This is a genomic window from Bacillus sp. CGMCC 1.16541 (genome assembly GCF_003184905.1).
Classification (GTDB): Bacteria; Bacillota; Bacilli; order Bacillales; family Bacillaceae_H; genus Priestia.
Map to the genome: position 1 here is coordinate 54250 of NZ_QFRU01000012.1, position 20012 is coordinate 74261.

Annotated in this window: 18 protein-coding genes and 1 pseudogene; 5 read left to right on the forward strand and 14 right to left on the reverse strand. The window is 34.9% G+C overall.

Annotation, left to right across the window (positions count from 1 at the left end; all coding sequences use genetic code 11):
* Window positions 1-12: 12 nt before the first annotated feature.
* The 8 genes from DIS06_RS12845 to DIS06_RS12880 form a co-directional block, all read right to left on the reverse strand.
* The gene (locus DIS06_RS12845) at window positions 13-2595 is read right to left on the reverse strand and encodes a VirD4-like conjugal transfer protein, CD1115 family (protein ID WP_110113657.1); all 2583 of its coding nucleotides are present in this window, start codon (window positions 2593-2595) and stop codon (window positions 13-15) included.
* On the reverse strand, window positions 2585-3094 hold the full coding sequence (locus DIS06_RS12850) for a hypothetical protein (protein WP_110113658.1): 510 nt from the start codon (window positions 3092-3094) through the stop codon (window positions 2585-2587). The genes DIS06_RS12845 and DIS06_RS12850 overlap by 11 nt, the downstream gene beginning before the upstream one ends.
* Before the next feature lie 15 nt (window positions 3095-3109).
* Window positions 3110-4234: a hypothetical protein gene (locus tag DIS06_RS12855; RefSeq protein WP_110113659.1), complete on the reverse strand. Its 1125-nt coding sequence runs from the start codon at window positions 4232-4234 to the stop codon at window positions 3110-3112.
* Between the two features lie 67 nt (window positions 4235-4301).
* Window positions 4302-4607: a hypothetical protein gene (locus tag DIS06_RS12860; protein WP_047933325.1), complete on the reverse strand. Its 306-nt coding sequence runs from the start codon at window positions 4605-4607 to the stop codon at window positions 4302-4304.
* Between the two features lie 20 nt (window positions 4608-4627).
* Window positions 4628-4876 (reverse strand): hypothetical protein, encoded by a 249-nt coding sequence (locus DIS06_RS12865; protein WP_098998315.1) that lies wholly within the window; start codon window positions 4874-4876, stop codon window positions 4628-4630.
* 28 nt (window positions 4877-4904) lie between these two features.
* Window positions 4905-5369 (reverse strand): hypothetical protein, encoded by a 465-nt coding sequence (locus DIS06_RS12870; protein WP_110113660.1) that lies wholly within the window; start codon window positions 5367-5369, stop codon window positions 4905-4907.
* Window positions 5370-5851: 482 nt separating this feature from the next.
* Window positions 5852-6100: a hypothetical protein gene (locus tag DIS06_RS12875; protein WP_047933333.1), complete on the reverse strand. Its 249-nt coding sequence runs from the start codon at window positions 6098-6100 to the stop codon at window positions 5852-5854.
* A gap of 37 nt (window positions 6101-6137) precedes the next feature.
* Complete coding sequence (locus DIS06_RS12880; protein ID WP_181170547.1) at window positions 6138-6353, reverse strand: helix-turn-helix transcriptional regulator; 216 nt, start codon at window positions 6351-6353, stop codon at window positions 6138-6140.
* Between the two features lie 147 nt (window positions 6354-6500).
* On the opposite strand from DIS06_RS12880, the gene DIS06_RS12885 reads away from it, so the two are divergent.
* A complete protein-coding gene (locus DIS06_RS12885; RefSeq protein ID WP_047752052.1) occupies window positions 6501-6896 on the forward strand; it encodes a helix-turn-helix transcriptional regulator in 396 nt (131 codons plus the stop codon).
* Between the two features lie 167 nt (window positions 6897-7063).
* Here DIS06_RS12885 and DIS06_RS12890 read toward each other — a convergent pair whose 3' ends face one another.
* From DIS06_RS12890 to DIS06_RS12900, 3 genes are read right to left on the reverse strand one after another with little or no spacing between them, the layout of a single operon-like run.
* Window positions 7064-7651, reverse strand: coding sequence for a response regulator (locus DIS06_RS12890; RefSeq protein ID WP_110113661.1), 588 nt, complete (start codon window positions 7649-7651; stop codon window positions 7064-7066).
* Complete coding sequence (locus DIS06_RS12895; protein WP_225002294.1) at window positions 7639-9033, reverse strand: sensor histidine kinase; 1395 nt, start codon at window positions 9031-9033, stop codon at window positions 7639-7641. Before DIS06_RS12895 ends, DIS06_RS12890 begins: the two co-directional genes overlap by 13 nt.
* Before the next feature lie 7 nt (window positions 9034-9040).
* Window positions 9041-10021, reverse strand: coding sequence for an alpha/beta hydrolase (locus DIS06_RS12900; RefSeq protein ID WP_110113662.1), 981 nt, complete (start codon window positions 10019-10021; stop codon window positions 9041-9043).
* Between the two features lie 820 nt (window positions 10022-10841).
* Between DIS06_RS12900 and DIS06_RS12905 the strand changes: the two genes are divergently transcribed.
* The 4 genes from DIS06_RS12905 (at window position 10842) to DIS06_RS12920 (ending at window position 15041) form a co-directional block, all read left to right on the forward strand.
* The gene (locus DIS06_RS12905; protein WP_110113663.1) at window positions 10842-11408 is read left to right on the forward strand and encodes a hypothetical protein; all 567 of its coding nucleotides are present in this window, start codon (window positions 10842-10844) and stop codon (window positions 11406-11408) included.
* A 538-nt stretch (window positions 11409-11946) separates the two neighbouring features.
* The gene (locus tag DIS06_RS12910; RefSeq protein ID WP_110113664.1) at window positions 11947-13248 is read left to right on the forward strand and encodes a replication protein; all 1302 of its coding nucleotides are present in this window, start codon (window positions 11947-11949) and stop codon (window positions 13246-13248) included.
* Window positions 13249-13356: 108 nt separating this feature from the next.
* A complete protein-coding gene (locus DIS06_RS12915) occupies window positions 13357-14145 on the forward strand; it encodes a ParB N-terminal domain-containing protein (RefSeq protein ID WP_110113665.1) in 789 nt (262 codons plus the stop codon).
* Between the two features lie 206 nt (window positions 14146-14351).
* Window positions 14352-15041 (forward strand): helix-turn-helix domain-containing protein, encoded by a 690-nt coding sequence (locus DIS06_RS12920; protein ID WP_110113666.1) that lies wholly within the window; start codon window positions 14352-14354, stop codon window positions 15039-15041.
* A 27-nt stretch (window positions 15042-15068) separates the two neighbouring features.
* Here the strand turns inward: DIS06_RS12920 and DIS06_RS12925 are convergent.
* From DIS06_RS12925 to DIS06_RS12935, 3 genes and pseudogenes are all read right to left on the reverse strand, one after another.
* Window positions 15069-15776 (reverse strand): annotated as a pseudogene (locus DIS06_RS12925) (IS6 family transposase).
* Window positions 15777-16124: 348 nt separating this feature from the next.
* Entirely contained in the window at window positions 16125-19073 is a 2949-nt protein-coding gene (locus tag DIS06_RS12930; protein WP_110113667.1) for a Tn3 family transposase, read from the reverse strand.
* Between the two features lie 36 nt (window positions 19074-19109).
* Window positions 19110-19661 carry a recombinase family protein gene (locus tag DIS06_RS12935; protein WP_110113668.1) on the reverse strand — a complete coding sequence of 184 codons (552 nt, stop codon included), beginning with the start codon at window positions 19659-19661 and terminating at the stop codon, window positions 19110-19112.
* Window positions 19662-20012 lie beyond the last annotated feature (351 nt).

Genomic DNA, 20012 nt, shown 5'->3' on the forward strand with positions numbered 1-20012 from the left:
CTCCTTTTGATATTAAGCTTCTTGTTCTTCCATCTCATGTTTCAAATTCCTAATAATGGTATTTATTTTCGTTTGAAGAAGTTGGTGAACATTTTTACTTAGTTGGTCACTAACTCCTAGCATATTTAATTCCTCTTCAAACTCACTCATGGACTGTTGTTCAATCTCTTCCACCGTTTTATTCATTGCTTTTGGTAAGTGTACTTTTAGAGCAGTAGAAACGTTCTTATCTTCCCCGAAGAACTCTTTGACTGTCTTAGTTTTATAGTTCTCATACGTTAGAGAAGTAAACGGATCTTCGGTTAGTTCCTCTTCAATTTCCACTGATGGAGCTTGTGATTGAAAAGGAAAGAAATTATGAATGACCAAGGATCTTGGATTGACTTGTTCATGTAAAGACGAAATATCAATATCTAGAATCGAACGATCCGTATTAAAGTCCTCTCCGAGGTATTCCCAACGGTATTTCAAGGCTGTTTTTCCAGTATTATAAATCGGATGTGCTTTAATTCTCTGACGTGCTTTATCTTGACGTTTTACCACACGCACAACCACACTTTCTCCTTCTTTAAGTTCCATTAATTCATTGGGTGTTAATAAAGGCTTTCCATCTACTCCCTCTGTTTTACTTTTATCCGTTGATAGCCCTTTCCCACTTCGAGAGGTAGAATTGATAGTACCGTCCCCTAATTTTTGTGAAATGGTCTTCGCTGTTTCGTAGTTATTGCTTAAAATATAGATCGTATTCCCACAGTTTCCTTCAATCGTTTCAGCATCATTACCATATTTATTTTTTAGTTGTGCAAAGGTTTGAATCACTAAGTTAAAACGTATATTTCGTCCTAAACAAACCGTGATAATGTTGGACATTCCCTCGATTGCCGGCATATTTCCGAACTCATCGAGTAAAAAAATGACTTCTCGATGACACTTGTTTCCTTTCGCTAATGAAGCATTTTTGGCGAGTATATAATACAACTGACGAACAAAAATGGAGGCAATAACGTGATTACTAGAATCATAATCCGGTGTGACCATGAAAATAGCGATTGGTTTTTTAAAACAGGTCACTTCTTTTACATGAATACTTGGATGTTGCTTCTCCACCGTAAACGTCGTAGCTCCTGTTTCTTTTGTGATCTTATTAATCGATATAACGGTTTCAAGCCTCGATGAAGTAACAATTTTATCACTCAGCTTTTCAGTTAACGTAATTTCATCATTCTGCTTTACTTCGCTTGTAAAGTTGACCTCAAATAACCCTTTGGCATCCGTTTTAATCGTTTCTTTTTGACCATCTGGAAAGGTCATCTCTAAGCGAGTAAGAGGTGCTGCTGTTCCTTTGATCGTTTTTCCAAAGCCCACACGCTTTAAATCGACGCTATTTTTAGAGGTCATCTTGGCGATTTCATCAAACGTAAAAATGGATAGTCCATTCATCGTTTGGGTGAAGATCCCGCCTCTTGTCGTACCTTTTGAGAAGTTTGAAGTCGCATACTGCATTTTGGCGACACTCTCTGTTGGAAGCCCATCAAAGTACAAGTCTAACGCATTTTGCGTATCCCCTTTTTTATTAATCACAACCTCTTTCGATCCTAACTCCGACAACATATTCGCCACCGTGTACATCGTGATTTTATTTTCTTCCTTTTCCTTAATACACTTATCTGTTACAGCTAGTATCATGGCGTTACATAAACTCATGGCACATTGTTGCCAGAATGGATCTTTGGCATTTGGATTGTAATAAAGCGTATACGATAGCGTGTTACATAACGCTTGAGCTGTTGAATAATCACCATCTTTATACGTTTCTTTTATCATTTCTAAAAGGTTATAACTCATCGATTCTAATGGATTGAGTAAGTTTAAAACTTCAACATGATAGCCTCTTTCCTCTAACGTGTTTTTAGAAGCAGCAAGCAACTCGCCTTTGGGATCATTGCACACTAGGGAAGGCTGTTTTTCAGCTCGTGAGTAGATATCAATCGTTGGAAAAACAAAGGTTTCCCCTTTTCCTGATCGTGTAATCCCAATGATTAAATTATTAACGGGTGTGTCATCAATCAGCATGTAACTTTTCTTTGTAAAGAATCGATGTGTGTGGAGCAGCTTCTGTATTCCCTTTAACGCTTTGTACTCTTTCCAGGTTTGAATCAGGTCATACGTTTGGATACGAGAAACAGGAACCCCACCTCCACCTTGATAGGTTGTCGTTTTTTCAGGTACTTTTCGATATTGCTTTTTTAGTTCACGTCTTGTTGTAAAGCGTCCCGACCCTTTCTGATTGTGGTTTAAATCTTTAAAGTTAGATCGAATGTTGTAAGCGAATTTTGCCGTTAATAAGGCAGCTACTAGACACATCGCTCCATATAAAGACGAGTACTGTTGAAGATGAATCTCTGTCAAAAAAGATTTGTCCAAATGAAAAGGCTGCGGTTCAAATACATCGCTAAACGTTGTTTGAACAAGGTTTCGCATCATGTTAAAAAAAAAGTTCAAGATGAGAAGAATAGACACAAAAAAACAAGCACTTAAAGGAATAAGTACTTGTTTTTCAGCGAACACATATTTGATGGATTTATTAGGTTGCATTTCTCATTCCCTCCTGGTCAATTTCTTCAGAAGTAGGAATGACATAATAGGCACTAGATGAAAGAGAAGAGAAGGTTTGATCTCTTGCCTCATACTTATACTGAAGGTAACGAAAAGCCGTGTTAATGTTCCATTGTACCTCTTTCATATCCTCTTCTGTCACCATATAGGCTTCATTACAAACTAAGTCGTCTTTTTCTTGTTGAGTGAGCTTGGAGATATCAAGAGGAGGCATCGTTGGTTTCGTGCATAATCGAAACTTGAACGCATATTTCAGCAAATCATCTGTAAGAGTGATTGAATCGGCATTTTTAAAGATAAGTACAATCTGATTTTCTAAAAGAATGACATTATGAACACTGTTTGCAATACGTTGGGCATGGAGTTGAGTCGTGTAAAAAGTTCCTAATTCGATTTCCAAAAATAAATCTTCTTCATAGTACTCAACCCCTACGACAAAGGCTTGCTTCTGGTTTTTTACTTTTGTTTGCATATACATCCTATCCATCCTTTCTCATAAATTCTTTAAAGCTTCTTCTTGTTTCTTCTGCTGATCGGTTAACGACTTAATTTTATTTTCATCTTTTTTGTCCTTCTTGTTCTCTTCCTCTACTTGTTTTTTTGTTTCTTCTACCTCATTTTTCGTTTTTTCATAGGTTTCTATTTTTTGATTCAATTCTTGGTTTTGAATATGAGCTGCCTCTTCTTTGGCCTCCTTCACTTTATCTAACTTCAAATAGCCATAAGCCTTCATTTCATATCGTTTATCAGTCATTTCTACTCCTGATTGACGCATCATATCTTCCCAACGTTGTTCGTGATAGGCAAGATCAAAGGCTCCAGTTGACGAAGGAAACGTTTGTTGAAACTCTTTTAACGCACTGACATCTCCCTTCTTTGAAATCATGCTTTCTACTACTTCTGGATGGTTTCCTTGAAGCTTAACAGCTTCCTCATACTTTTTTTGATCGACGAGAAGGCTCATATAAACGTTTTTCTGTTCTTTCGTAAGGCTTTGTTCATCAATAGAAGAAAGCCGTTTTAAAGCCCCTTGTGAATCCCCTAATAGCGCCCTTTCATATGTTCCTGTTATTTTTTGTTCGAGTTTGACTTGTTTTTGTAAATCTTGAATGGTTTCAGCACGATCTTGAGAAGTAGCTACCGTCGAAAAACACGTTGCTGAAAGGATAAGAAGGGATAAAATCCCTCCTCCATAGATCAACCTTCGATTATGAGTAGAAAGGACAGGTGGTTGAGTCGTTTGCATATGATTCTCTGTTTCTTCCTCTAAAGAAAAAGAACCATCTGTTGTTTTCAGATGGTCCGGTACTTCCTTTTCCAATTGTTCAAGAAAACTTCTCTTTCGAGCTTCCTGTATATCGTCCATTTTTAAAGAGCTTAACTTTTTCTTAATATGATCGACTACATGCCGAGCATGACCCGATCCAATGGACAATGTTCCTGCATATACCTCTTGATCTTCCTCATCGAGGATAAAAAAATCAGCATGAGCCTTTTTTCTAGTAAGTCGATACTGTGTTTCTACTGTTTCTGTTATCTCACATGCTTCTGGAATCGATAACTTTTGAAATGGCTTTAACTCTTTTGTCTCACTTTTTATAAACATGACAGACAGCATGTTTCTCCATTCCTTTCATCTAAAAATGAGCATAGAAAAAAGCTATACAATCAACTGTATAGCTTTCTTAGCTTCCAAATCGGATATTTGTATTAACACCTTCAGCTAATGCATAGGCACCCATGACAACCACTAACCCAACTGCGCCTCCAACAAACCATGCGATACATTTATGACGACCTCGTTCTCCACCTAAAATTAAGTGATAACCGCCTACACAAAAGGCAAGAGCTGCCGCAACCATCGCAATACGTTGCATCCATTTAATAATGGACTTTCCACTTTCGATGAGGCCATTCATGCCATCAGCCGCCCCAAGGGTTAAATGCGAAGTTAACTGCGTCACATCTACGCTATTCAATAAATCTAACATGTATTTCACTCCTCTTTTCGTTAATTTTGCGTTACCGGAATACTTTGTGGTCTTACAGGAACTTGTTCAGCTGCTTTCGGTTCGCTTTTTTCCTCCTCCTCTTCTTCACCTGTAAAGGCGCTTAATGCTTGAAGAATTAAATCCTGATTTTCTTCAATAAACTGTTGGTGCTGCTGATGTAGCCAGTCATTGTATTTATTTCCATTCACTTTTAGCAACTTTTCCACGAGGTCTTTGGACTTCTTTAATTCCTTTTGGGAGATCGTCAAGATACCACCACCTTTCAAAGCAAATCTCTTATTCTTCGAAATACAGTTCTTTCGATGTTTCAATAAAATGAGAAAGTTCCGTTTCTAACTGAGATGGATCATAGTCACTTAATTTAATCTGTTGTTTTAATTCACCATCCTTATAAGCAGCTAGAGTTTCCGCATTTTGTGTCAATCCATAATCTGTTTGGTTTTTTGAACCATCATATTGAGGATCGTTACTATCTAGTTCCTTTCCGTCTACCCCCTGTTCTTTTAAGGCTTTTTCTACCTCATTCATGTAAACATCTCGTTTGCTTTCCTCAAAGGAATACATCACAAATCCTGTGCCATCTTCTTTCATAAATTTTTTCATTTCAAGGGGATCTAACTCTTCTAGTTCACCATTTCCTTTCACTTCACTTGAATTGTTGGAAGAGACAAACGCTGTGCCTATTCCTAGAGCCACAACGATTCCTGCAACCGCAGAAAGTAACCATTTTTTGTTTTTCATAACCATCCTCCTTCGTTCTTAATATTCAGACATAACAATCGATTCTGAAACCTACCGAGAGTAATATTTTACCATATGTTTAGCGATCATCTCTGTCTTTTCAAGGCTATGAAAGGAAATATATACCCGTTTCTGGCTGGAAGGGCAAACCCTATATTGGCATGCATAGTTTTCACTAAGCCCAATAATGCACAACGTTTTCGGCATGTACGAAGAACCTCGTGTATCTACTGTTTGGAATGTTGTCGCTTCTTCGGAGTTACCCTCACGCCACCATTCTTCACAGATCGTGGATACACCGTCACTGTTTTATTGCTAGATCACCGATGAGTTTTAGGACGCACTCATCGAACCTTATCGTTATCGTATACCTTAACCCCCTTGTGATCCGTTTAGGGGAGGCACGCAATATGTAATTGTCAAGGTTCCCTTACTCGTGCTCTCGGCACGTTTCAAAATCGCTTGTATGCTGCATCTAAGAACTAGCAGGTCTTTTGTAAAACTTCCTTCAATTCTTCATCTTTTTTTCTTCGCTTGGCGACGATGGTATGAGCCTGATCCATCACTGAACGTACTTCATAATAAATATCAGCTACACGTTTGACATCGCCTGTGCCTTTTTCTACTGCTATCCCTCCTTTTAACGTATACAACTTTCCATCAAAGGTTTTGGCACTTTTCGCCCGTGCATCTGATATATCATAGAATGCTAGTCGCTTTTGTGCTTCCATGTTCATCGCCCCTTTAAGCTGTTAAGTATTTAAAAACTTAGTTCATATCCTTCTGACCTGGTAAGAAAATATCTTCTAATCTAAGATCCAGTGCCTCTGCGATTTTCTTCATATTTTCAAACGTTGGATATTGACGAGTCCCATTTTCAATTTGAGAAATAGTTGGTTGCGGGACTCCTGATAACTGAGATAAATAAGTTTGGCTCCATTTCTTCTCTAACCTCTTTTCTCGTATGGTCTTTATTTCCAGCACCTCCTTGAGCACATTATATTCGATAATATATAATTTGTAAACAGATTAAAGATAATTTTTTTACAAATATTTTTAGGTTTTTATTATTTACGAATTTTTTCTGATAAGATAAATCTAAATACAAATATTTTATAAGGATGAAGTGCAATGGATATCAAGAAATATATGGGTATGAAAATTAAGGAATATAGAAAGTCAATGAAACTTACCACTATGGAATTAGGTTCTTTATCTGGAACTTCACAAAGTACCATTAGTGAAATAGAACGAGGTACTCGATCTATTCAGGTCGAATCCTTAGCCAAAATTTGCAACGCTCTTGGTGTCACGCTTAACGATGTTTTGCCTATAAGTGCTTCTAAAGAAAAAACAGATGCCTCTTATACTCCTGAAATAAGCCAACTTACAAATTTAATTAGCTCTTTGTCTTCTGACGAAGTTAGGTTACTTACAGATATACTTTTGAAAGTTAATCGATTACCACAGTCCGACAGAGAATCCTTAAAATCTTTACTTAACTCGTTAATGAATAATAAGTTATAAATATATGTTAGAAGATTATAACCATTTGGAGGAGGGTCAAAAAAATACCCCTCCTCAAACGGTTATAATCATGGTAAAATTTATAGTTTTCTCTATAGATTATAGTTCTTGAAAACATAACAAAAAAAAGCAAAATGCAATGTGAATATTAGCTACAAACTAACTCCTTACTGCATTTTGCTTTTTATAATTCGTAATTGTCTTTTTATTGTTTCGACAGATTTATATAATTTGTCAGCAATTTGTGATTTATTTAACCCTTGTTCCCTTAAGCTATAAACTTCACGTTCAGTTGGTGTTAATATCTTTATTTTTCTTTCTTTCCTTAACTCTCCAACTAATACATTTGTAACATCAGCATGGAGACTAACTTTCCCTCTGAATGCTTCTCTAATAGCGTTAGGAATATCTCTATAAGACGTTTTTGTTATGTAGTTAACAACACCTGTATCAAAGCATTCAAGTATAATATCCTTTTCATCCCAAGATGTTAACATAATGATTTTCTTTAAACCTTTTTCATATAAGTGCCTAGCGACTTCTAAACCATTCAGGTTTTCTTCATCACCCTCATCTTTTAATAACGTTAAATCCAATAAAACTACATCAATATTATTATAATCAACTTGTAAGGCTTCCTCTTTATTGTAAGCTTGTTTAACAACAGTAATATTGTTCTCTTTTTCTATATAATCACTTATACATTGCATCCAAACAGGATCATCTTCTACAATCATTAATTTTATTTTGTCCATAGGTTATTCTCTCCTATTAGTTTAGAATTAAATTGTTCATTTACCCTAAATTCAATAATTCTCTTAGAAGGCAAAGTTAATGTAAAAGTCGTTCCTTTTTTGACCTTACTTTTCACTAAAATATCGCCACCATGTTTTTTGAGGACATTGTAACAGTAGGTTAAACCAAGTCCAAAATTTGTTTGATTATGTTTAGTTGAATAAAATGGATCTAATACATGAGTAAGTTCATCTTTTTCGATTCCTTTACCCTCATCTATAAAGTCAATATGAATCTTTTTTCGAGTCTTGTAGACTTTTATTAAAATTACACCTTGACCATTCATTGCTTCACTGGCATTTTTGATTATATTTAAATAAGTTTCTTGTAATTGCTCAGTATCACCAAATACTATAGCATCGACTTCATATTGTTTAATGATTGTGATATCAGGATGCATATTTAAATAAGGTTTAAGCAAGTTAATTGCTGAATCTATACTTTCTCTGAGGGAAAATTCAGATTCTTTAAGGTTTATAGCGTCTATCTTACTTTGAATACGCCTTGAAAGTTCTAAAACGTGATTTGTTGAATTTAAAACTAACCCTAGATTTTCAGCAGACCTTTCTTCAGGTGGCATTTGTTCTTTAATCTGATTCACTAATAAATCAATTTTAGCTATTTCATTTTTTATTGTATGGTTGAACAACGCTGTACCGGAACGCGCTGCTTTCATTGTGGAATCACGCATTTCCTTTTCAAACCTAATCCGCACTCCAAGAATTCCATATTTAACTCCAAAGTAAACAAAAACAAGAAATTGAATTACTATAATCCAAGGATTATAATGCCATACGCCCACAATCCCCAACGCTTCTAAGATAATATTTGTGGTCAGCGCAAATGTAAACATTGGGACTACAAATACACAAGTCAGTATTTTTCTTCTCTTAATAATTGGACGATCTTCTCGCCATGCGGCGTATATCAATAAAATATTAGCTACTATTACATAGGGTACTACCCAAATTGCTAAAATACGGAAATCAACTTTAAACTCTGGATATACTTGAAACATAAGATACATAATAAAAATCGGAATTAGTAAGAGTACCTTTAATATATTTCTCTTTCTTACATTACCAATTGCATCCGAATAAACTATTCCAAAAATCAACATACCATATGGTGTGAAATAGTGTCCTATCGATGTAAATATCCCATCCAAATGTAATACCCATTCTGGCCGATGTATCCCTTTTCCTAGTAAGGCTCCTATACCTCCAAAACCTCCACAAAATCCTATAACACTTGCCCATCTAATTTTCTCATTTTGAGGATTTCTAAAAAAAAGAATTGAACTCATTAACCACAGTAAAGCCACCATTATAAACATAAACATATGTCCATTACCTCTTTAGCTTATTTTGTAGAAACGAAATGGTATCCTTTTCAATTTTTTTTCGTTTAAGTACTATTCCTGCATGCCCACAATTGTAGACATAACGTGTAGGTTTACCCCAAGACTCCCACAACAGATCTGCATCTTGGATATGAACGTACTGATCATGTTTAGCAGAAATTAGTAGTATATTTTCTTTATTAATTTTTGGAAGTGCTTGATTTGGCTCGACTAATTCCCAATACTTTACTAGATCGTTGTAATTAACTCCATGAGACTCTAAGTCCCTTCTTATATACTTACCAGGAATTGTATTCCATATTGAATAACTAAGACGATTAGAATAAAATATAGAAACTAATGCATCAATTTCTGACTCAAGTGTAGCAACTAAATTTGAGATAAAGCCACCGAGACTAACACCAATTATAATTACGGGACCTTGTTTGTTATTTTTCATCCATTGAATTAGAGCCCTTAAATCAACGATTGCTTGCCTAGTAGATTCAACAGTCCTATTAATATTGGCACTAACCATAAATTCTCCACTGTAAAGTGATGCTTCTGGCTGACGTTCTAAATGGTAAGGAAGTGTATAGTAGTACATGTTCCATCCTAAGTTATTCATAATTGAATCATGAAAAATCTTCTTTACCCTATCAAATCCTTTCATTCGCCAACCATGTACAAAAATAACATTAGGCTTATTTCCAACTTCATTTAAGAAAGACTCACCTCTTACGTAATCATTGGGATGATCCCCAGAAGGTCTCAAACTTTCAAATCCAAATTCCCCTATGCTGTAGCCATTTTCTTTAGAAGTTATATTCAAATCAATATCTGCAAGTGATGATGGTACTTCAAAAAAAACATCTCTATCTATATTCGTTGGTGCATGATCAAAATCAATATGATATTGATTCTCTTTACTTCGGTCTTTATGCAAATCATACAGAGCATAATAATCTATCAATTTTGAAAGTAACAAGTTAATATCTCCCCCCCAGCCGATTCTTTATGTTTATGTTATTTTTTACATTATTTCTCATGATATCAAACTATCTACTATATTTACATGAATCAACAATCCCTTTATTTTTAATGTACGAGAATCAATTAATCTCTTTTTGTTGACATTAAGATAAATAAAACTATTTTTTTACCATTTTTTTAATCATATGATAGCCTATAGTCCTAAATTTTATAAAAAAAGATTTTTTGTCACTTTAATCATATTTAAATGTTCCACTAACTCCGTAGACATTCTGTACATTTTTAATAGAAATCACCTTAATCCCATTCTAAAAATAGATAATGAACTGTTATTAGTTCATTGCAGAACCCCACCTGTTGCTTCAGAACAGAAATTGGTTTCATCTAAAACAACAAGTTCACCTTTAGTTAAACTTAAATCAAGCTTAACAACTGCTTTTTAAATAACCAAAGAACAAGTTCAACTAATTACACCACAAGTTCACCATGTATTCATCACAAAATACATCCCATTCATTTAAGTATGACTTAAGTTAAACTTAAGTCATAAAAGCTCATAAAATAAGATATATACACAAACTCCAAACAGGAATTGTTGATTTTTTATCGAAATCATATAAAATTAAATGAATAGATGGCTGTGAATCGAGTGAACACCGATAAACTTAACAGGTGAATAACCGTGAACTGAGTGAACATAATTAAATAAGGTAAATGAATGACTGTGAATCGAGTGAACTTTCACAAAACCCACAAACGAACGACCGTGAACTGAGTGAACGTACATAAAATACTAATAAATGGTGGTGGATTACATGAATAATTCTGAAAGCGTAAACTTCATTGGTGTACCAGAAGCATCTGAATATACCAACATTCCTCCTGAAACATTAAAAAGGTATCTAATTAATCATGAACAGTTTTTAAATTTCAAAAAAGAAGGTAGACGTTATAAAATAAGTATTGAATCGCTAGATCTATTAAAGAAAATCCGTGAACTCTATAGCGAGGGGTTATTAAAAGAAGATGTGAACGATAATTTAGCAAGTGATGGGCTTCCTATAACTATTACAGTCAAAAATCAAGAAGAAAAAGGTTCCATCTCTATAAATGATGAACTAAGTGAAATAAAAAAGATGTTACAACAACAAGAACAACAGATGACACAGCAGATGCAATTTAACCAAAAATTAGTAGAAGAGTTACAAAAAGTTAGCCAAACAAATCAAGAACTGAAGCAAATGATAAACAGAAAAGACGCTGAGTTGATAGGAGAACTCAGGAAGGGATTGTCTGAAAGTAAAAAAATGATTGAAGAAGCTTCTGCTAGTGCAGAGTTAGAAAAGAAAAAAACATGGTGGGAAAAATTAATGGGTAAATAATAAAAAGCTTTTACTATCCTGGGACTGACCGGGATAGTAAAAGCTTTTTATTATTATAGTGTCGTAATTTCATTATAAAAGTTACTTATTATAACATATTTTCAATATATTGAGGAGGGGTATTTTTTTGACCCTCCTCATTTTTTAAAATGAATTGTATAATAAACTAAATTTATTGTTAGGGAAAAACAGTTAAAAAGAATTCTTTTGAGATATATTACTAATTTTTATTGAATTATGAGATTAATTAACGCTATAATAAAACTAACAAAAATGTCCGGAATAGAAAAAAGACTTCAACTGTTTAAGTAGTGCGACCAACACACTTAAACCGTTCCCCCTAATTGCAGTAGGGAAAACACTTGTCGAAGTCTCTTGTTAATAGAGTTAGTTTTTCTATAAGATAAAACTTATGTTTTTATTTTATATGAAATTGACAGCTATTTCAAGGGCTTAGTTCATCAAAATCAAGACATTGTTTTCCTTTTTCCAGGGAAACAGTGTCTTTTTTGTGTTCCTTAAAGGAGAAGATGAACAAATGACAAAGATATTAACTTGCTATTTAAAAGATGTAGATACCTTCAATGGACGGTTCAAATGGTTATGGACCAATAAATCCATACTTCGTAAAAAGAAAGAAGAGTTCTTAGACATTCTTCGTACCCACTTTAAACAACAACAATCTGCTATACATAAAGAATTTCCTAAAAAGAGAATGGAAATGCTCGATTATGTCATCTATAACCTAGTGGCTACGGGCATTCAAGCAATCCGTTCTGAAACGCTTATGAAGAAATTTAATGTGTCTAAAAGTACCGTTTCTCGTTTTGTACGCTCGTTAAAAGCGACACCGTTTATCATTGTCGCTCGCTACATTAAAGAAGATACAACAGGTACTCATCCGGACAGTTATGTATTTATCCTTAAAAGCCATAAAAACTTTCATCACATTTGCGACGAAATCTTTTTTGCCCATGATACAACAGGAATACAAACGCTTCAACAAGAAGAAATGACCACTCCTGTGACACGTCCTGTGACGTCTCCAGAAAGTGTTGAAAACGTTGATACACCAAGCTTAGAGACCCATAAATCATCTGATGCCTTTATTAACCTTGATTCACCTGTAAATCATATAAATAATCATTTAATATCTGTTTCACAGTCATTCAGCTATATTAAAGGTGTTCCCAAGAAAGTCAATCAAGTCTATGCAGGTAAATATGGACATCAACTACAAGACTTCTATGCTCGTATTCAAAATGCTGCAAAAGCCGTAAAACGAGATACAGAGATTGAGATTGAAAAAGAGCAAGTACATGAAATTGCGTATACATCCATTGTGGGATTAGATAAATATGTGCATGAAGCCAATCAACAAGGCAATCCGTTATCCCTACGGGATATGTGTCGATTAATCTATCAAATTGCAAAAAATCAATTCTATGATTTAACAAAGCCTAAAAGTCAGGATTATTCATCAGTATACGCAAATCAACAAGAAGTTATACATAACGAAAGTCAAACAACAACTTTAGCTAAACCCAAACATATTATCCGTAAAGAACTCGTTCCAAGTTGGTTAAAGGCTGAACAGCAGCAAAAAGAAGCTCCAAAAGAAACAGAAATTTCTTTGGATCAACAGCTTGAAATGATTCAGTTAAAGCAAGATTTAGGACAAGAGCTAACACCAGAAGAAGAGAATTTGCTGCAGGAGCACAGCTCCACGTATAGCTTGTTGGAGATCGCTCAGGTAAAACAAGACCTAGGACAAGCTTTAACGTCAGAGGAACAAGAATACTTGCGTCAACACAATCAGTTAAAAGACACAGCTTCTTAATTAAAAAAGTAGAAATCTCTTAAAAGCTGATGTTTTAATAGACTATGTTTATTTAGAACTGTGTTCTAAATAAACAATAACTACTAATCTACGCAGGAGGAAACTATTATGCCACATAAAATTACCTTAACCGGATCAGCCACAGGGCCACTACGAGAGTACGATCGCTATGTTGCCTTTGATATGCGTGAAAAAGGGTCACCATCTGCGCCGAAAGGATTAAAGAAGAGTACGTTTATTTCGTATACCGTGTTTGTTGCGAAGAAAGCCTTTAATAAAACGGGACTCACGAAGAAAAGTATTATGCATGAAAAAATTCTCATTCAAGGAGAACCAACGTTAGACATTCCCATTGATGAATGTCCTGGTGAGGTAGGAGTAATCTGTTTCCAGATTACCGTTCTTCCGAATAAAAATGATAAAGAGAAGAATGATTCAGATGCGAAAAAAGAAGCTAAACAAGAAGCTTCTGCGTCTTCTGAAGCCCAAAAGAACACAGAATCTACTGCACAGGAAGAAGCACAAGCACCTATTTCTCAGCCTGTAGCAAATGAACAGAAGAAAGAACCTCAATCAGTACAACCAGAAGTGAAGGAGACGCCTGTTCAAGAGAAAAAGGTGGATCCAAAAAAGAAACAAATGACTAATCAGCCAAAAGGGACACAAGATCTTTTAAGCTTCGATGACATTATTGTACCTGAAGAGTTCTTAAAGACACGCCCAAACCCTGAAAAAACACAAAAGGTCATTGATTTTGTGAAGCGTACGGGGCGCCTAGATGAGCCATTGACGATTGAAAAAGGATCGAACGTCTTAAAAGATGGCTATCGTCGTTATGTCGTGGCGAAAACGGTGAAAATGGACAAAGTTCCTGTTGTATACGAGTATCAAAAGTAAGAACTCAAAGAAAAAAAGAACGATTGTTTACAGTTTCATTGACAAATTAGACAAAAACAGAATAAACAAAGTGGTAGCCTATGACCAGTATATAAAAGGTAAATGAAACAGGATTTAATTTCTGCTGAGATAAGATGAACATCTTCACTACTATTCTCTATACGTAGCTTTCTATACATCTAAGTCGCGAATTGGAGGGAGATATAGTGACTAAAAATCAAAAACTGTGGACGAAGGAAGAAGATTTATTTCTAAAAGAACAATATGGGCAGATGACACTCCAAAAAATTGGTGAATGTTTAAACCGTAGTAAAGAATCGGTTAATAAACGGGTCTCACGACTCCAACTTCGCAACAAACAAAATGGCATACGTAAAAGATGGACTCCTGACCAAGATACGTTCTTAAAAGTAAATATTAACAGGATGAACAATCGAGAGATTGGAAAACAGTTAGGCAAGAGCCCTTCTTCTGTTGCGAATCGGATCAGACTGTTAAAATTAGTACGAAAAACGTCATTACGTAGATGGACAAAAAAAGAGGATGAGTACTTGATAAGATGGTATGGAATCAAGACCCTTGATCAACTATCTAGACGTTTACAGCGAAGTATACAAGCGTTAGAGTCTAGATTATATCGTTTAGGTATACCTGGAGTAAGAGCTCATATGGGAAGTATGACAGTATATGAACTAGCAGAGTGTCTGCAAGTTGATGTTCATACCATTTATAACTGGATTCAGAAAAAAGAATTGCCCTATAACATCTTAAGAGCAAACAAACGAACATTTTTAGGAATTGACGTAGCAGCCTTTTGGAAATGGGCGCAGCAGAATAAGGAACTGATTAATTTTTCTAAGGGGTTCTGGTGCAAAAATCACTCGTTAGAAACATAGAGTGTGAGTTTCCTTTAAATTGCTAACTTATGAAGCTAATCCAAACAACTTATGGATGAATTCTTTTTGATTTTGGGTAGACTTCACCCCCTAATGAACCTGCTTCTTTTTCATCATATGCATGGCTTCTATGCCACTCAGTATGTAAGTAGCTGTACGAAATGATTTCAATCCTAACATCGAACTAACTCGCTTTTTTATAAAACGATGATCCTGTTCTACGATATTATTGAGATATTTCACTTGTCTCATTTGGATGCCTTCAGGCATACGTTTCTCTTCTTTTAACTCTTGAATTGCTACAGGATAAGCTGGGTTTTTATCCACTGTTATGACGCGAGGTTTACAAACATGAGAAGTAGCCAAGGCTTTCTTGAAAAAGCGCTTGGCTGCTTGTTTATCTCTTAATTCACTTAGATAAAAATCAATGGTATTCCCTTCTGAATCAACTGCACGATATAAGTACATCCATTGACCTTTTACTTTAATATACGTTTCATCGACTCTCCAGGAATCATTTGTTGGCTTAAGATGACGTCGTACTCTTTCATCTAATTCCGGTCCATATTGATGAACCCAACGCATAATCGTTGTATGAGCCATGGATAAGCCACGCTCCTCCATCATTTCCACCAAATCACGAAAACTTAAGTTGTACCGTAGGTACCATCTCACTGTTAACAAAATAATGTCAGGCTGATAATGTTTCCATTTGAATACATTTTGGTTTTCCATACTGATCATGCCCCTTTTTTTAGAGTAATAGTATCAGTATGTCCAAAATTTAGAGATTACTTGCAATTGCCCTGAAGTTTTTGCACCAGAACCTGTTTTTATCTATTTTCTTACATTAACAAAACAAAAAGACCACTTCATATGAGGAGGTCTTTTTGTTTAATCTTTCTTTAATACAACTGTTCGTTGGAGAAGAGACTTAAATTGTTCTCCAAGGATACACCTGTCTTAATTTTACCTATATTTTAGGGGTACCGCCAACATTTCGGAAATTTTGTACGCTAAGCACATTTTGACATAAATATAGCCAAATCCCTGTACGTTAAGGAATTTGGCTTATGTTATAGATTAACTTTTATTCAATGATCTTAGAGAATTCCCTGGCAATCTATTCGAATCAAATTTATATTCCCCAAGAAAATTAATGTGTCCCCATCCTAAAGGGGAGATGTGTGGGAGTAAATTTTCTTTTAGGACATCATTTTGCTTAAACTCTTTTGTCACTTCACCCAAATACACAGTGTTCCATAAGCTTATTGCATTGATTAATATATTTAATGCACTAGCTCTTTGGAGTTGATCTTGTATGCCACGCTCTCTGAATTCACCACGTTTACCAAAAAATAAAGCTCTAGCCAATCCATTCATGGCTTCACCTTTATTTAGCCCACGATGTATCCTTCTTCTTAATGTTTCATTTGTAATATAGTCAAGGATAAAGATTGTTTTTTCAATTCTCCCAATCTCTCGAAGAGCTGTGGCTATTTTGTTTTGCCTTGCATATGAACCTAACTTCCCCATTATTAACGATCCAGAAACTCGTCCTTCCCGAATTGAGTGCGCCAGCCTTAATACATCATCAAAATTATCTTTAATAACGTTTGTGTTAATCTTACCTTGAAGTATACCTTTTATGTTTGGAAAATCATTAGGGGAAGAAATGGTATATAATTTTGTGTCACTTACATCTCTTAGCCTAGGTGCAAAACGAAATCCTAACAAATGACTTAATCCGAAAACTTGATCCGTATATCCGGCTGTATCAGTGTAATGCTCTTCTATTGTAAGGTCAGATTCATGATGTAATAATCCATCTATCACATGTACAGCATCTCTTGCATTCGTATTAATAACTTTTGCATAAAATGAAGAAAATTGATCACTTGTAAAACGGTAAATTGTTGTCCCTTTCCCAGTTCCATAATGCGGATTTGAGTCTGCATGTAACGATGATACGCCAACAGGTACACGCATACCATCTGAAGAAGATGTTGATCCATCTCCCCAATATGAAGCCAAGGATAGACGGTGCTGGTAATTTACCAGTGTAGCTTGAGCACGTGTCATTGCATCTTCATGTAATCTCCATTGCATAACATTAGCCATCTGGCGATATGAAATATCAGGAGTTGCTTCTGCCATTTTAGTTAATCCAATATTCGTACCCATCGCCATCAACGCAGCCATTACAATGGATTTTTCCTCGCCTTTAGGTGGCTGATTTGAAGAAGCGTGAACAAATGACTCTTCAAATCCAGTCCATTCAGCAACTTCCATTAATAAATCAGTGAGTTTAACCCTTGGAAGCATATTATAAAGGGATAAGCTAAAGTTTCTAGATTCTTCGGGAGTATCTGCTTGTAGTCTCTCAACACGTATTTTTTGTTTTTCAATGTTGATACTTTCGACCTTATCAATGTTTTTTGAAATCCAATATAGTTTAGTATTTAAAGTTTCAATTCTTTCCTGTATATACTGATCAAAACTTACTTTTACAGCTATCTTACTCCCTTTAACCTTTGCTTTTTCCCAATCGTCCTTTGACACTAAATATTCTTCAAAGTCCTTATGTAATCGACTGCCCTCAACCCAAACATCACCAGATCTGATATAGTTTTTGAGTTCTGTTAAAGCAGCCATTTCATAATATTGACGGTTAATGTTACCTTCGTCATCAAAAACATGTTTTTGCCAACGTCTAGGAACAAAATCCAAAGGTGAGCCATCAGGGATTTTTCTTTTTCCAGAATCATTTAATTCACGTATCGAATCCATTGCTTTCAACAAAGGATCTGCTGATTTAGTAGATTTAAACTTTAAAGAATTCAATAAGACTGGCGTATATTTTCTTAAATAGTTATATCGTGTTTTTATTAAATCGAGGTAATCATAATCCATTGGTCTTGATAATATTTTAGCTTCTTCAATGGATTCTACAATCTTCTCCCAAGTCATTACCTGTTCAAGTGCCACGTAAGGATCGATTCCTTGTTCCTTAGCTTTGATTAAAGCCGTCCCTATATCTGCATAATGTACTACTTTTTCATTGACCGATTTACCGTTTTGCTTTTGCATTTCTTCTTGAGTTTTTCTTCCTTTTGATTGTAACACCATCATTTGTCTATCATGAATTTCAATGGCATGGTCGGTTAAGTCTTGGGAAAGAGTTAACAAGTGGGCGGTCAATAATGAATATCTTCTATTTTCTTTAAACCTTCTAAAAGAATGTGGTTCATACCTTGCCCCAATTCGTGCTAATTGCAAAAGTCTATTGGGATGTATTAGTGAGGTCTCGACAGTGATATTCATTTCTTTAATGTACTGTAATCTTTTTATGACCTTTAAAAAAGAATCTGGTGATGACTGACCGGGAATTTCTCGAAGCCAAGCCAATTGTGTTTTGTTATTATTTACAGTTAAATCAATCAACTTTTCTAATCCGTGCTTATTTCTTTCAGAAAGATTACTGATTAGTATGGCATATATTTTTTTCTCTGCACGTGTTCTCGCTAACCAAACCATTCTCTCTATTGTAGGTATTGCAGGCAATATTATTTTTTCCTTTCGTAATAAATCAATTGCATTACGTACTAGATACATTGTATTTTCATTTTCTAATGCGGATTTTAAAAGAGCATTAGAAGCCGTACGATAATTACTGTTATTAAAATTTCTATACCCATATACTTGACGTATTTCTTCTAAATGTTCACGCCTTGTTGTATCACGTTGAGCATATGAAGAGAAAACGTCTGGGTCTACATCAATTTGTTTAGCCACGTAGGTAATAAGGTTATCGGGTATTTCTAACATGTTATTTAAGGTACAACCGGGATTTCTTAATATGCATAATTGGAGTGCAAACCCCAGTCGATTATGGTCTCTTCTGTGGCGATTTATGACTTCAATATCATAGTCAGATAGACTGTAATATGCAGTGAATTCAAATTCCGATAAATTATTAAGGTTTAAAATATCTCTTCTTTGTTGTGGTGTCAGTAATTCTTTTACACTCAAGTTAAATCAATCCTTATAAGTAATTTTGGTCTGTTCCTAATTTACTTTGTCTAAGTATCTATACAGTGAGGTTTTACTGATTCCTGTTGCTTCTGTTATTTGGTTAATTGTGTAATCCTTGCTCGTATACATTTTTATCGCCATTTCTACTTTGTCTCTTTTTTTTGTAGGTCTACCACCCTTTCTTCCTCTGGATCTTGCTGCTTGAAGACCGGACTTTGTTCTTTCACTAATAATATCTCGTTCTAATTCTGCAATGCTTGCCATTGTACGAAAGAAAAATTTACCCATTGCGGTTGAAGTGTCAATACTGTCAGTAATAGATACAAAACCGACTCCCAAATCGTTGAATAATTCACTAAGTTCAATAAGGTGTTTTGTAGAACGTGAAATACGATCAAGTTTATATACAACAATTTTGTCGCCAGTGCGTAAGACTTTAAGAAGCTCTTCTAATTGAGGTCTGTCTTTTCTTGTACCCGTCAATTTTTCTTTATAAATCTTTTCCACTCCAAATTTGGTTAAAGCATCAACTTGCATATCCAAGTTTTGTTCCTCCGTACTCACTCGTGCGTAACCAAAAATCAACATTCATCACCTACTTCAAGTTGTTTATAAACTTATAATAGCACCAAAAAGGGTCTTAGTAATTAAAAATGTGACTTTGTTTTTGGGAATGAGTTTTGGTTCTGTGAATTAATAGAAAAAGGTTGTTTTCTGACAAATTTATTTTTAGTTCCATAAACGACCGTTTTTTGTACTTATATACATTTAAAGAAACATAACATTTAATCGGTAACATATATAAACATATTATTATATAATAATATAAAGCCATTAAGAAGATATAAAATTATATTTCTTTGGGCTAATTTGTTGTATGAATAAGCAAATAGTTATATACTAATATTGAAATTATATTAGGAAGGGGATATGGAG